This window comes from Flavobacterium sp. (assembly GCF_031537875.1).
In the GTDB taxonomy this organism is placed as follows: Bacteria; Bacteroidota; Bacteroidia; order Flavobacteriales; family Flavobacteriaceae; genus Flavobacterium.
The window spans coordinates 26,305-41,762 of record NZ_JAVKNB010000016.1; the positions used below are offsets into that span (position 1 = coordinate 26,305).

Here is a 15,458-nt window from a genome sequence, read left to right on the forward strand (position 1 = left end):
GTTTAAATTTTATTTTTTAGTGGTAACATATAATGTTGCTTTTGTCTTTACTTGTACAAACTTGCCGTTAAGGGATTATATTTATCTACTTAATGTACTTCGTTTATCCCATTTAATATCACTTAATACCCCTGATTTGATTCCGATGAAGAACCCCCAATTGGCATACGTTCCAAAAGGAGACCAATTGAAATCCATTCTCCAACTTAATAAATCTCTTTCAAATCGGAGTTGTGTATACGTAACCCCTTTTTGTACAAAATCATAACCAGTAGAAACTCCTGTTTTCCATTTTTTACTTAAATCCGCATTGACTGAAATCATAAGTGAATTTCCAATGATTTTATTCTCACGATTGTTATTTCCATAAGTCAATGAATAAGCAAAAGTCATGTCCCAAGGTAGTTTTGATTGAAAGAATTCAGAAAGCGCATCGTCTCCTTTGCTCTTGTCTTCGTCTTCATCAAATAAACTCTTTTTAGTGTTACCTAAATTGGCTCTACCAAATAAGTCATCTTCACGACCTCCGTTTCGTTGCGTTTGGCTAGTATCTTCTTTCTTTTTACCTTTTTCTCTAGAAATAGAATAATTCAAAGTCATATTGGCACTTGTCATTCTGAACAAACTTCCACCGTTATCAATATTGTAAACATTAATTCTTTTTCCTGAATTGTCGATAGCATAAGGATCTAAAGTAGCCCCAAAATTGACATTCATTTTTTTGTCGAAGAACTGTGTTCCACCACTAACTCTCACAGGAGACCAAGCCAAATTTTTAACTCCATCAGCATTCAAATCATAGCTAGTAGAAAGATTTAAGTTGTTAAGCAGCATTACTTTTTTAGGGTCGGTTTTAGTACTGTCTTTATCCCTTACTTTAGCTTCAAATGTATTACTCAAATCAAATCCTAAAGTATTAGAATTAGCGCTTCCTGGTGCGCCATAAATTCCCGCTTCAAATCGAGAGTATTGTTTTAACATTGTACCACTTCCATCTGCTGCATAGGTATCGTAGTATTTTTCAAAGCTAGGAGTATAACCATAAGAGATAGAAGGTCGCATCACATGTCGAATGGCTTGGATCTTTTTATCGGAGCCAAAATTAAAAGTTCCATAGATAGTAGTTCCAACACTTGAAGAGAAAGAGTAAGTTCTATAAGCATCAAATCCTTTCACTTTGGTATCAACAACTTTTCCTTGATTGGAATCATAATTTCGATTGATGGTTTCGGTATACCAAACTTCTTTGTAATTCATAGAAGAAGAGGCACTGAAATATTTGAATAATTTGAAATTGGTACTTAGCGGAATGCTATGTTGAAAACCAATTTTAGCATCGTCAAACATTTTTTTCTTGAAAAATAGTGAGTCGGTAGTAGTAATACTGTTTTTACCACTTAAGTCGTATTGTAGATTTATATTTTTGAAAAAACCTTTTTTAACACCATTTTTCCCTACAAAAGGATAAATACGATCTACACTAAATTGTAAGGTAGGTAGCGTCATATCAATTCGTTCGGTTTGGGTATTTTGGGAATGGGTTGCTGTTAATGATAATCTAGATTGTGGCCCTAATCCATTAAAAGTTCTGCTGTAAGAAACAGAAGAACTCATGGTGTTATTTAAGTTGGAACCAATATTGATTTGATTGATGGATTGTTTGAAATATTTACTGCTTCCAAGATTAACAGAGGCAGAAAAACTAGAGTTGGGATTGGCTTTACTATCCCTTGAATGCGACCATTGAATGTTGAAAATTCGTTGTTTAGAATAGTCAGGATAACCACGTTCACTTGTGACTAAGTTTTCAAAACGAATATTCATATTGCCTCGAAAATTATATCTTTTGGCATAATTCGATTCAAAGCGCATTCCGTAACTACCATTGGTGTAGTAATCACCTAAAACAGTTAAGTCGTAATGATCACTAAGGGCAAAATAATATCCTCCATTTTGAAGTGCAAATCCGCGAGTATTGGAATCATTGTAACTTGGTAACAAAATCCCTGAAACACTTGTTTCTTTACTCATTGGGAAAAAAGCAAATGGTAAGGCAATTGGAGTAGGAACGTTAGCTATAACCAGATTGGTTACACCTGTCACCACTTTTTTTCCTGGAACAAATTTTATTTTGTTAGTTTGAAAATAATATTCGGGATTATCAACTTCTTTTGAAGTACTGAAACGGGCTCCTCTAAGAAAATAAACAGAGTCGTTTTCTTTTTTAGTTATTGCTGCTTTTACTTTAAATTCGCCTTGGTCTGTTCTCGAATTCCAAATAATGGCTTTCTTGGTTTTGAAATTAAATCGGATTGAATCAGGTTCAATAACATTAGCTCCTTGTTTGAAATTGGGGAATTGAGTGTATTTTCCTGTAGAGTCTTTTATTCTTCCAGCATACACTTCATTTTTTTCATAATCTAAAAGTATAACTCCGGATTTTAGTTCGACATCCTGATAGTATAGTTCTGCTTTATCGTATAAAGTAATGTGTTTTTTCTTTTGATCTATTTTAGTATAGTTATTTGCTTTATAACGTACTTTACCTTCAAGAAACGCTTTTTTAGGCTTGATACTGTCTTTTTTTATAGTATCTGATTTGCTTTCTTCTATTTTTTCTTTGCTCGAATTAAGGTTGTTTTTTCCTTTTTTTACTTCGGTTTTAGATGGAATAGAAGGGGTTTTCTTAGTAATATCTTGAGAGTACAATTTGCTAGACCCAATTGTTAGGAAAATTGATAATAAAACGATATTAAATAAGTTTGTACGCAAAGGTTTAAATGCTATTTTTGTAAAAATATGGTTTGTTTTTTGATGTGCCAAACTTACATATTATTTTTCGGCAAAAATAGTCAAATAAATAATTTATAACCGTAGAGTTTTAATTAAAATTAACATACAGATTTATGTCTTTTACCAATAAAATTAAAGTTTTCTTTTCTTTTTTTCTGTTAGTTTCATCGCTAACTTCTTTTAGTCAAAATTCACGTTTTAAAGTAACCTTAGACGCAGGTCACGGAGATCATGATTACGGAGCGGTCTATAGTGGGCGTATTGAAAAAAATATTGCATTAGCTGTTGTTTTAAAAGTGGGTAAACTATTAGAAAAAACGAATAAAATAGATGTGATTTATACTCGAAAAACAGATGCTTTTATTGATTTGATTGAACGAGCGAATATTGCCAATAGAGCCAAATCAGACATATTTGTATCGATACACTGTAATGCAAATCCGAATTTAGCAGCAGATGGAACAGAGACCTATGTAATGGGTTTGAATAAATTAGCATCAAATTTAGCTGTAGCCAAGAGCGAAAACAAAGTTATTGTTTATGAAAAAGATTATAAACAAAAATACCAAGGATTTGATCCTAATTCACCAGAATCATTGCTAGGAATGACATTGATGCAGGAAGAATTTTTAGACAACAGTATTTCTTTGGCAAGTAAAGTGGAGGAGCAATTTGGAACATTAGGTAAAAAACTTCGCCATGGTGGGGTTAAACAAGCTCCTTTTATGGTTTTACACAAAGCCTATATGCCAAGAGTATTGATAGAAATGGGATTTGTTTCTAATCCTGTTGAAGGAGAAAAATTAAATTCAGAAGAAGGGCAACAAGAAATAGCACAAGCCATAGCAAACGCTATCATTGGATATAGGAATGAATATTTTGGGGATGGTATAATAGCAATTGAACCTTTAAAACCATCCAAAAAAATAATAATAGAAAAATCAACTAAAGATACTACTGAACCACTTAAAGTTAAAACTGTTGTTCCAGCTCCAGAAATTAAAAAAGTGGAGCCTAAAAAAGAAACTACCTCTTTGGGGTTGATTTACAAAGTTCAAATAGGAGTTAGTGTGAAGAAAGTAGCTTTAGAAGCCAAAAACTTTAAAGGGTTAAGTCCTATAACAATGGATACTAACAATAAATCATACATTTATATGTATGGTGAAACTTCTGATTATGAAGAGGCTAAAAAACTATTGCAAGAATCTAAGAGTAAAGGCTATTCTTCATCATTCCTAATTGCCTTCAAAAATGGTGAAAAAATAAGTATTCAAGAAGCATTGAAATTATAGCTTTAGTCCATTATTTTATATTAATTTTGCACAAAAATTTACATTTTGAAAATATCAAGAGAAATTAAAACCGCTGTATTAGTTATAGCATCTATTTTGTTGTTCATTTGGGGATATAGCTTTTTAAAAAGTAAAGATCTTTTTTCTTCTTATAAAACATTTTATGTTGAATATGATAATGTAGAAGGGCTTACTCAATCAGCTCCAGTAACTTTAAATGGTTTGTCTATCGGAAAAGTGAGTTCAATTACTATTAATCCAGTTACAGGTAAATTGTTAGTAGAATTACAAATTACAACTGATTTCCCAATATCTAGCACGAGTGCAGCCACTCTATATGAACCAGGTTTGATAGGAGGAAGGCAAATTGCAATCGAACCCGACTTTAGTAATAAAACATTGGCATTAGATCGTCAAAATTTAAAGGGGAATGTGAAATTAAGTTTGACCTCTTCAATTCAGGAGAAATTGGTTCCACTTCAAGAGAAATTTGATAAAGTAATGGTTGAAGTTGATCAATTATTATTAGGAGTTAACAATATATTGGATAAAAAATCGCAAGAGAATTTAAAGAATAGTTTATCTGAGTTGAGTCAAACAATGGTTGAACTTCATGCTACTTCAGCAAGTGCTAGTTCAATTTTAAATGATAATAAAGCCGATTTGAAAGGGGTCATTACCAACTTCAAGAAAGTTTCAACCGATTTTGCTAAAATTTCAGATTCAATTAATAAAGCAGATTTAGGTAAAACAGTTAAAAGTTTGAATAAAACATTGGCCAAAGTGGATGGACTGATGACTGACTTGCAATCAGGAAAAGGATCAGCAGGGAAGTTGTTAAAAGATGAAACATTATACAACAACTTAAAAGTCACTACAAAAGAAATGGAATTGTTGTTGCAAGATGTACGATTGTATCCTACTCGTTATATTAATGTTTCTGTTTTTGGAAAGAAAAACAAACCGTATGTAGCTCCTGTTCAAGATTCAGTTTATGTAGGACCTGCAAAAGTCTCTACTTCTAAAGTTAAAAATTAGCATTTATGAGCTACTTGGATAACATATTATTTGCAATTATTCTCTTTTTGGGATTCGGTTATTTTTATTCTAACGTTAAAAAGATAATCAGAAACATCAATTTAGGTACAGATGTTAATCGTAAAGACAATGCCAAAGCACGCTGGTCGAATATGGCTATGATTGCTTTGGGTCAATCTAAAATGGTTAAACGTCCTATTGCTGGAGCTTTGCATATTATTGTCTATGTTGGATTCATTATCATCAATATTGAATTACTAGAGATTATTATTGATGGTTTATTTGGTACACATCGTATATTTTCATCATTAGGCGTAGCTTATGATGTTTTAATCGCATCTTTTGAAATTCTAGCTATTCTTGTTTTAGTAGCTGTTTTCGTTTTTTGGACTAGAAGAAACATAATCAAACTAAAACGTTTTACAAGTCCTGATTTGAATGGTACTCCTAAAAAAGACGCCAATTATATCTTGTATTTTGAGGTAGTTTTGATGACTTTGTTTTTATTGATGAATGCTTCTGATTTGCATTTGCAAAATATTCCTGGAGGTTATTCTCATTTCATTAAAGCAGGATCGTTTCCAATTAGTCAATTTATTGAGCCACTATTTAATGGAATGTCTAATGAATTGGTAATGTTGCTTTCTGAGCTATTTTGGTGGTTGCATATAGTAGGTATTTTGGTGTTTATGAATTACCTCTATTTTTCCAAACATTTGCACATTATATTAGCATTTCCCAATACGTATTTTGCCAACTTAAATCCTGAAGGACAGTTTGATAATTTAGCTTCGGTTACCAATGAAGTCAAACTAATGATGGATCCTAATGCCGATCCGTTTGCAGCTGCTCCTGAAACCACTGTTCCATCTAAATTTGGAGCAAGTGACGTGCAAGATTTGAATTGGGTTCAGTTACTAAATGCCTATACTTGTACCGAATGTGGTCGTTGTACTTCTTCTTGTCCTGCCAATCAAACAGGAAAGAAACTATCTCCTCGTAAAATTATGATGGATACTAGAGATCGATTGGAAGAAGTAGGTAAAAATATAGACACTAATAAAGGTGTTTTTGTTCCAGATAATAAGACTTTATTAAACGATTATATTACTCCCGAAGAACTTTGGGCTTGTACTTCTTGCAACGCTTGCGTAGAAGAATGTCCTGTAAATATTAATCCGTTGTCTATTATTATGGACATGAGACGTTATCTTGTGATGGAACAAAGTGCTGCACCAATGCCTTTGAATGCTATGATGACCAATATTGAAAATAATGGAGCGCCTTGGCAATATAGTCAGCAGGATCGATTGAACTGGAAAAATGAATAAATGGATTGTTCTTTTAAGAAGAGTATCTTACACTATAAAATCTAAACCATGTCAGAAAATTTAGTTGTGCCAACAATGGCCGAAATGCTAGCCCAAGGAAAACAACCTGAAGTTTTATTTTGGGTAGGTTGCGCAGGGAGTTTTGATGATAGAGCTAAGAAAATCACAAAAGCGTTGGTACGAATTCTAAATCGTGCCAATGTATCTTTTGCTGTTTTAGGTACAGAAGAAAGTTGTACAGGAGATCCAGCTAAAAGAGCGGGGAATGAGTTTTTGTTCCAAATGCAAGCCATGATGAATATTGAAGTGCTTAATGCGTATGAAGCAAAGAAAATTGTTACTGCTTGTCCGCATTGTTTCAATACTTTGAAAAACGAATACCCTGAATTGGGTGGTCAATATGAAGTAGTTCATCACACCGAATTTTTGAAATCGTTATTAGACGAAGGTCGATTAACCATTGAAGGAGGGCAATTTAAAGGTAAAAAAATTACGTTCCACGATCCTTGTTATTTAGGTCGTGCCAATAAAATTTATGAAGCGCCAAGAGACCTAATTCAGAAATTAGATGTAGAATTAGTTGAAATGAAACGCTCTAAAGCCAACGGATTATGTTGTGGAGCGGGTGGAGCACAGATGTTTAAGGATGCTGAAGCAGGTTCTAAAGAAATCAATATCGAAAGAACGGAAGATGCTTTAGAAACACAACCGGATATTATTGCAGCGGGATGTCCGTTTTGCAATACGATGTTGACGGATGGAATAAAAAATAAAGAAAAAGAAAGCGATGTAAAAGTATTAGATATCGCTGAACTTATTGCGAATGCTCAAGACTTGTAAACCATTTTACAATTAACCTTATACCATAAAAAACATGTACGTTCCTTTTGAAAGTTTACCTGAAGAATCACGAATCTGGATTTACCAATCCAATAGAAAATTTTCTGATGAAGAAATGATGGAAATAGAAACGGCATTAAAAGCTTTTCTAGAAAACTGGGCAGCACACGGAACTAGTTTGGAATCTTCGTATCAATTGAAATACAATCGTTTTATTATTTTGGCGGTTAATCAAGAAGTGCAAAATGCAACAGGTTGTTCTATCGATGCTTCGGTTGAATTTATTCAAAGTTTAGAAAGAAAATACAGTGTTGACTTGTTAGACAAAATGAATGTGACCTTTAAATTAGGGGAGCATATTGCCCATAAACCTTTGATTGATTTTAAAAAAATGGTCAAAGACAAAGCCGTTACAGAAAACACCATAGTTTTCAATAATTTGATTAATACGATTCAAGAATATAATGAATCATGGGAAGTAGCTGCTGCTGATAGTTGGCACAGCCGTTTTTTCTAAAAAGAAATAGTTAATGAAAACTTTTGTGTTAAGGATTGTACTTTGTTTGTCATTGTTGTTTTTGGTAGCCAATTGTGGGATTATCAAAAGCAAGTTCTTAACTCATCCCAATAATGTTACGCTTCAAAAACCAGAAATTTCAGATTTTGAAGAAGTGTATATCCCCCAACATAAATCAGAGCGAAAAAACTTCTTTAAAGATTCAGATACCGAAACTCGCTGGGTAGATAGTATTTATAATCAAATGACTCTCGAAGAAAAAGTAGGCCAATTATTCATGGTAGCTGCTTATTCAAATAAAGATACTACCCATACGAATGCTATTGAAAAGTTAATTCGAAACCAAAAAATCGGAGGGGTTATCTTTTTTCAAGGAGGACCTTTGCGTCAAGCAAATTTAACCAATCGGTATCAATCTAAATCCAAAATACCTTTATTTGTAGGCATAGACGCGGAATGGGGATTGAGCATGCGATTAGATTCTACCTATCGTTATCCTTGGAATATGACCTTGGGTGCTATCAAAGATTTAAAATTGATTGAGCGAGTTGGGGAAATGATGGGTAAGGAAAGCAAGCGAGTAGGGGTTCATTTTAACTTTGCACCGGTATTAGATATCAATACTAATCCTAAAAATCCTATTATTGGCAACCGTTCTTTTGGCGAAAACAAAGTCAATGTTACCGAAAAAGCGATTGCTTTAATGACAGGAGTTCAAAATCAAGGAGTTTTTTCAACGGGTAAACATTTTCCAGGACATGGCGATACTGCTATAGATTCACATTTAGGATTGCCAACTGTAACTTCTTCTAAAGAACATTTAGATGTAGTCGAATTGTATCCGTACAAACGAATGTTTGATGAAGGTCTAGTATCGGTAATGGTGGGGCATTTAGATGTTCCTAGTTTGGAATTCCGCCAAAATTATCCTTCGTCTATTTCGTACAACATTGTTACTAATTTGCTTCAAAAAGAATTGGAATTTGATGGGTTGATTTTTACTGATGCTTTGAATATGAAAGGAATTAGTAAGTACAGAAAATCCGGAGAATTGGAGTTAGACGCTCTATTAGCTGGAAATGACATTTTGCTTTTTCCAGAGAATGTGCCTTTGGCCGTAACAACAATTTCAAAAGCGTATCAAGATAATTTGTTGTCAGAAGAGCGCTTATCGCTGTCGGTCAAAAAGATTTTGAAATACAAATTTAAAGCAGGTTTAAATCGCTACCGACCAATCGCGATTCCAAACCTAATCAGCGATATCAATCCACCAGAAAATGAAGCGTTACAATACCAGTTGTACGAAAATGCAACCACAGTTCCAAAGAACGGAGGAGATATATTGCCTATCAAAGATTTAGCTAATAGTAAAATTGCGTATGTGAAATTAGGAGATGACATAAACACCTCTTTTCTTTCGACCTTAAAAAAATACACTGAGGTTACTGAGGTTACAGCTCCTACAATTGATAGTTTGAATGTAAAATTAAAAGAGTTCACTACGGTAATTGTAGGGTATCATAAAGCAGATAAACCTTGGAAAAATAATGATTTTACTTCAACTGAATTGATTTGGCTTCAAGAAATTGCACGAAACAACAAAGTGATTTTGGATGTTTTTGCTAAGCCGTATTCATTGTTGCCATTATCAAATTATAGCGAAATAGAAGGCTTGATTCTATCGTATCAAAATAATGATATTGCACAACAAGTAGGAGCAGAATTGATTTTTGGAGCAATTGAAGCCAAGGGAAAATTACCAGTTTCTATAAACGATAATTTCAAAGTAAACGATGGTCTTTCAACAGAAAAACTAAATCGGTTAGGATTTACAGCGCCAGAGAATGTGGGGATGAGTTCTGATAAATTAACTAAAATTGATGCTTTAGCACAAAAAGCAATTACGGGTAAAATGGCTCCTGGAGTTCAAGTTTTAGTTGCTCGTAAAGGAAAAGTTATTTACCAAAAAGCATTTGGTAATTACACCTATGATTCGGATGTAAAAGTAACTAATGAGACTGTATTTGATGCGGCTTCAGTAAGTAAAATTGTAGGAACATTGCCTAATGTGATGCAACAATACGACCAACAAAAAGTGAACTTAGAAACTACTTTAGGATCGATGTTGCCCATTTTTGCTATTTCAGACAAAAAAGACATTCGTTTTAAAGAATTGTTATCTCATTATGCTGGATTAGTTTCTTGGATTCCATTTTACAAAGCAACTTTAGATTCAAAAGAAAAACCTTTAGCTAAATATTACAGAAAAGTGCCTGATGCTCAATTTTCAAAACAGGTTGCAGATAGTTTATTTATTCGTAATGATTATCATGATACAATTATGAAGTTGATTGTAGATAGTAAGTTGTCGACGAAAAAAGAATACAAATACAGTGATTTTACATTCATTATTCTAGGTAATTATTTAGAAAGAGTTACTGGGAAATCATTAGATGTGTTGGCTACTGAACAATTTTTCAAGCCATTAGGAGCGAACAATACCTTTTATAATCCTTTGCAAAAAATTGATAAAAATCGAATTGTACCGACTGAAATCGATTCGTATTTCCGTCATCAAAAAATTCAAGGATATGTCCACGATATGGCTGCAGCTATGGAAGGTGGAGTTGCAGGACATGCTGGTGTTTTCTCTAACGCAATGGATATTGCTAAAATTATGCAGATGTATTTGCAAAAAGGAAATTATGGCAACCACCAATACTTTTCGACCAAGACTTTTGATGATTTTAACACCTGTTACTTTTGTTCAGAAGGCAACCGAAGAGGGTTAGGTTTTGATAAACCACAACTAGAAGGCGATGGCCCTACTTGTGGATGTGTATCGATGTCTAGCTTTGGTCATACAGGCTTTACGGGAATTATGGCTTGGGCTGATCCAGTTTCAGAGATTGTCTATGTCTTTATGTCGAATAGAACCTACCCTACAAATCCTGTAAATGTGTTATCAAAAGAACATATTCGAGAAGATATCCAAAAAGTCATTTCAGAGGCTATTATAAAATAGTTCATTTATTTACTTCTTCGTAGTATTAACAGCTTATTTTCTGTAAATTCGTATTCTTAAATTATATCAATGAGAATAGCAATAGTTTGTTATCCCACGTTTGGTGGAAGTGGAGTTGTCGCTACTGAATTAGGTCTTGAATTGGCGCGTCGTGGTCATGAAATTCATTTTATAACCTACAGCCAACCGGTTCGTTTAGCACTTTTAAATCCCAATGTCCATTATCACGAAGTAAACGTTCCTGAATATCCATTATTTCATTACCAACCCTACGAATTAGCTTTGTCAAGCAAATTAGTTGATATGGTAAAATTGTATAAGATAGAAGTTTTACACGTACATTATGCTATTCCGCATGCCTATGCAGGTTATATGGCCAAGCAGATGCTGAAAGACGAAGGAATTGATATTCCTATGGTAACTACTTTACATGGTACTGATATTACTTTGGTAGGGAATCATCCATTTTACAAACCAGCTGTAACCTTTAGTATCAATAAATCTGATTTTGTGACTTCAGTTTCCCAAAGTTTGAAAGACGATACTCTCAAATTATTCAATATTAAAAATGAAATTCAAGTGATTCCTAATTTTATTGAATTGGATCAAATTGAAAAAGAAGAAAAAACACCTTGTCAGCGTTCTGTTATGGCAAACGAGAATGAGCGAATAATTACTCATATCAGTAATTTTAGAAAAGTTAAACGAATTCCAGATATTATTAAAATATTTTATGCTATTCAGAAAGAGATTCCTGCTAAATTAATGATGGTAGGTGATGGTCCAGAAAAAGAAAAAGCAGAGTATTTATGTCAAGAATTAGGTATTTTAGACAAAGTAATTTTCTTTGGGAACAGTAACGAAATTGATAAAATTTTATGCCAAACGGATTTGTTCTTATTGCCTTCAAAAACGGAAAGTTTTGGGTTAGTTGCACTAGAAGCTATGGCCTGTGGAGTTCCGGTAATTTCAAGTAACGCAGGAGGATTGCCAGAAGTAAATAGTGATGGTTTTTCGGGTTATTTAAGCGAAGTAGGAGACATTAAAGGAATGGCTAAAAATGCCTTGAAAATACTTAAAAATGACGATGTGTTAGCTGAGTTTAAGCAAAATGCTTTGGCTACAGCCCAAAAATTTGATATTAAAAAGATTTTACCGCTGTACGAAGATTTATACCGTAGAGCAATTGCTAAATATTCTTAAATAAAAAAATGCCACTTACAAAAGTGGCATTTTAAATTTATTTCCTAGAACTTGTATTTAATTCCTAATGCAATATCAGATCCATAATTATTGTCAAAATAACCATGTCCTCCAAATTCAGGTCGGTAATCTAAAGAAAGTAAAATAGGAGCTTCCTTGAAATTGTATTCAATCCCTACATCACCTGCTATATAAGCAAAACTACCATTACTACCTGAAGCACTCCAACTTCCTAAGCCAGCACCAGCACCAGCATACCAATTGAAGTTGTTGTCAATTTCCCAAACCCATTGGTAAATTCCCGTTAATTTGAAGGCACTCACATCATGATTGTTTCGCCACCCTAAATCAGCTTCCAAACGATTGTTATCTGATAGTCCTTTTTGATATGAAATTTCAGCACCAAAACCATTGTTGTCTCCTAAACGCAGTCCTAATGCATTTTTTGAAATTTCTTGAGCTTTTGCAGTAAACCCTAATCCCATTAGCATTACCGCTGATACAATTAATTTTTTCATAGTAATTTATTTTTATGTAATTTAATCAAAAAACGCACCAAAAATGAATAAATTGTGTGATTTGTTTATTTAAAAGTATTGTTTTTTAGTTACTGAAAAGAAAATTAATTAGTTACCTCAAGAAAAACTTTAAACCTTAAATTTTTAAACTTTAAACTAAAATGGTACTTTTGTTCAAAACTAATTATAATGGCAGGAAATAGCTACGGCACACTATTTAGAATTACCACTTTTGGAGAATCACATGGAGAAGCATTAGGCGGAATTATTGATGGATGTCCTCCTGGTGTAAGCATAGATTTAGAAGCGATTCAATTTGAAATGTCTAGAAGAAAACCGGGACAATCCGCTATTGTGACGCAACGAAAAGAACCAGACGATGTTCAGTTTTTGTCAGGTATTTTTGAAGGTAAAACAACGGGTACACCTATTGGTTTTATTATTCCCAATACCAATCAAAAATCAGACGATTATTCGCATATTAAAGATAATTACAGACCAAGTCACGCCGACTATGTATACGATCAAAAATATGGCTTTAGAGATTATCGTGGTGGAGGTAGAAGTTCAGCGCGTGAAACAGCAAGTAGAGTAGTAGCGGGAGCTATTGCAAAACAAATGTTGCCAGCAATTAAAATTAATGCCTACGTATCTTCTGTAGGACATATTCACTTAGATAAAAAGTACCAAGATTTAGATTTTTCTAAAATTGAAAGTAATCCAGTTCGTTGCCCAGACGAAAAATCGGCAGCTCTAATGGAAGAATACATTCGTGAAATTCGCAAGCAAGGAGATACCGTTGGAGGTGTGGTTACTTGCGTAATTCAAAATGTACCTGTGGGATTAGGCGAACCCGTTTTTGATAAATTACATGCTGAATTAGGAAAAGCAATGCTATCTATCAATGCAGTTAAGGGATTTGAATTTGGTAGTGGTTTTTGTGGCGCCGAGATGAAAGGAAGCGACCACAATGATTTGTATTTTGCAGATGGAACAACCAAAACCAATCTTTCTGGTGGAATTCAAGGTGGAATTAGCAACGGAATGGATATTTATTTCCGAGTAGCATTCAAACCAGTTGCTACGATCATGCAAAAACAAGAGGCATTAGACAATAAAGGAAATATTGTTGAAATGACAGGCAAAGGACGTCATGATCCTTGTGTGGTTCCTCGTGCAGTTCCTATCGTAGAAGCAATGGCAGCTATTGTTTTAGCTGATTTTCATTTGATAAATAAAACATACACTAAATAATCAGGAGCTATTTCCTGCTGTACGCTATATCTGTTCCGGCGAACCCCGCCGCAACAGGATGTCGCTGCCATCAGGGCTAACCATAAACCTACTATAAAATGGAAAAGAATACCAATAAACCTTCTTTTTTTTCAGGTCTAACAGGACAAATTCTTACGGCTATGATTTTAGGAGCCGTTTTAGGAATTGTCATTCATACTAATTGTACTGATGAAATTGCGCAATCATTTAGTTCTAAGATAAAAATGTTAGCCACCGTCTTTATTCGTTTAGTACAAATGATTATTTCTCCATTAGTCTTTACAACATTAGTTGTGGGGATTGCTAAATTAGGAGATATTAAAGCTGTAGGTAGAATTGGAGGAAAAGCGTTAGGTTGGTTTTTTACAGCATCTTTCATTTCGCTATTATTAGGAATGTTTTTTGTTAATATTTTAGAACCAGGAGTTGGGTTGAACTTATCTAATATTGATTTGACAACGGCTTCAGAGGTTACGGCTAAAACACAAACCTTATCTTTTGAAAATTTCATTGAGCATATTGTTCCCAAAAGTGTTTTTGAGGCTATGGCAACTAATGAGATTTTACAAATTGTTATTTTTTCTATTTTCTTTGGCTTAGCCGCCGCAGCTATTGGCGAGACAGTAAAACCTGTAATCAATGCTTTAGATAAAACATCGCATATCGTTTTAAAAATGGTAAATTATGTGATGAAATTTGCTCCAATAGGTGTTTTTGGGGCTATTGCAGGAGTTTTTGCAGTAAGAGATTTTCAAGAGTTGGCTATTACCTATTTTAAATTCTTCGGTTCTTTTTTAATTGGAATTTCATCACTATGGACTGTTTTGATTGTAGTGGGTTATATTTTCTTGAAGTCAAGAATGTCAACTTTATTAAAAAGAATTGTGAGTCCGTTGATTGTTGCTTTTGGTACAACAAGCAGTGAAGCTGTTTTTCCAAAATTAACAGAAGAATTAGAGCGTTTTGGGGTAAAAGATAAAATAGTTTCGTTTATGCTGCCTTTAGGATATTCGTTTAATCTAGACGGTAGTATGATGTACATGACTTTTGCCAGTATATTCATTGCGCAAGCTTACGGAGTTCATTTAGATTTAGGAACACAAATGACAATGCTTTTAGTTTTGATGCTTACAAGTAAAGGAATTGCAGGAGTACCAAGAGCAAGTTTAGTTGTTGTTGCAGCTACTTGTGGAATGTTTAAAATTCCTGTTGAAGGTATTGCTTTGATTTTACCAATCGATCATTTTTGTGATATGTTTCGAACAGCAACCAATGTTTTAGGAAATGCGCTTGCAACTTCTGTAGTAGGGCAATGGGAATCTGAATCTGAAGTTACTGAATAATTTGTATAGCTTTATAAAATAAAAACAGAAGTAAAAAACTTCTGTTTTTTTACACCTTCATTTTTAGATAAACAAAGGGTCATTTTCTTGTAAATACAGTTGGGATAGCAAAGCATATGTTTCTTTCATAGGGTCACTATTATGCTTAGTAGTAGTTTTTAAAACCGATGATTTTTTAGAGTTCTTTTGTTTATCAGCATTCATCAATTTTGCTTTTTTTAAAAGGTATCGAGTAGTGTTCATAATCGTTTTTGTTAAGTTTTATTAAAGTGAATCGTTACGT

12 protein-coding genes are annotated in these 15,458 nt (G+C 33.6%); 9 read left to right on the forward strand and 3 right to left on the reverse strand.

Features of this window, described 5'->3' with window-relative positions; translation table 11 throughout:
* Positions 1-81: 81 nt before the first annotated feature.
* Positions 82-2,823 (reverse strand): putative LPS assembly protein LptD, encoded by a 2,742-nt coding sequence (locus RMR09_RS10280; protein ID WP_310595713.1) that lies wholly within the window; start codon positions 2,821-2,823, stop codon positions 82-84.
* Positions 2,824-2,906: 83 nt separating this feature from the next.
* Here RMR09_RS10280 and RMR09_RS10285 point away from each other — a divergent pair, with 83 nt between their 5' ends.
* From RMR09_RS10285 to bshA, 7 genes are all read left to right on the forward strand, one after another.
* A complete protein-coding gene (locus RMR09_RS10285; protein WP_310595714.1) occupies positions 2,907-4,085 on the forward strand; it encodes an N-acetylmuramoyl-L-alanine amidase in 1,179 nt (392 codons plus the stop codon).
* 45 nt (positions 4,086-4,130) lie between these two features.
* A complete protein-coding gene (locus RMR09_RS10290) occupies positions 4,131-5,123 on the forward strand; it encodes an MlaD family protein (protein WP_310595715.1) in 993 nt (330 codons plus the stop codon).
* Between the two features lie 5 nt (positions 5,124-5,128).
* The gene (locus RMR09_RS10295; protein ID WP_310595716.1) at positions 5,129-6,454 is read left to right on the forward strand and encodes a (Fe-S)-binding protein; all 1,326 of its coding nucleotides are present in this window, start codon (positions 5,129-5,131) and stop codon (positions 6,452-6,454) included.
* 48 nt (positions 6,455-6,502) lie between these two features.
* Positions 6,503-7,294: a (Fe-S)-binding protein gene (locus RMR09_RS10300; protein WP_310595717.1), complete on the forward strand. Its 792-nt coding sequence runs from the start codon at positions 6,503-6,505 to the stop codon at positions 7,292-7,294.
* Between the two features lie 34 nt (positions 7,295-7,328).
* The gene (locus RMR09_RS10305) at positions 7,329-7,811 is read left to right on the forward strand and encodes an ABC transporter ATPase (protein WP_310595718.1); all 483 of its coding nucleotides are present in this window, start codon (positions 7,329-7,331) and stop codon (positions 7,809-7,811) included.
* Positions 7,812-7,824: 13 nt separating this feature from the next.
* Positions 7,825-10,836, forward strand: a complete 3,012-nt coding sequence (locus RMR09_RS10310) for a glycoside hydrolase family 3 N-terminal domain-containing protein (protein ID WP_310595719.1) — start codon at positions 7,825-7,827, stop codon at positions 10,834-10,836.
* Positions 10,837-10,905: 69 nt separating this feature from the next.
* Positions 10,906-12,039: an N-acetyl-alpha-D-glucosaminyl L-malate synthase BshA gene (gene bshA, locus RMR09_RS10315; protein WP_310595720.1), complete on the forward strand. Its 1,134-nt coding sequence runs from the start codon at positions 10,906-10,908 to the stop codon at positions 12,037-12,039.
* Between the two features lie 44 nt (positions 12,040-12,083).
* Here bshA and RMR09_RS10320 read toward each other — a convergent pair whose 3' ends face one another.
* Positions 12,084-12,557: a hypothetical protein gene (locus tag RMR09_RS10320; protein WP_310595721.1), complete on the reverse strand. Its 474-nt coding sequence runs from the start codon at positions 12,555-12,557 to the stop codon at positions 12,084-12,086.
* A gap of 189 nt (positions 12,558-12,746) precedes the next feature.
* Between RMR09_RS10320 and aroC the strand changes: the two genes are divergently transcribed.
* On the forward strand, positions 12,747-13,811 hold the full coding sequence (gene aroC, locus RMR09_RS10325) for a chorismate synthase (RefSeq protein WP_310595722.1): 1,065 nt from the start codon (positions 12,747-12,749) through the stop codon (positions 13,809-13,811).
* 98 nt (positions 13,812-13,909) lie between these two features.
* Positions 13,910-15,175, forward strand: a complete 1,266-nt coding sequence (locus RMR09_RS10330) for a cation:dicarboxylate symporter family transporter (protein WP_310595723.1) — start codon at positions 13,910-13,912, stop codon at positions 15,173-15,175.
* 63 nt (positions 15,176-15,238) lie between these two features.
* Here RMR09_RS10330 and RMR09_RS10335 read toward each other — a convergent pair whose 3' ends face one another.
* Positions 15,239-15,418 carry a hypothetical protein gene (locus tag RMR09_RS10335; RefSeq protein ID WP_310595724.1) on the reverse strand — a complete coding sequence of 60 codons (180 nt, stop codon included), beginning with the start codon at positions 15,416-15,418 and terminating at the stop codon, positions 15,239-15,241.
* Between the last annotated feature and the right edge of the window lie 40 nt (positions 15,419-15,458).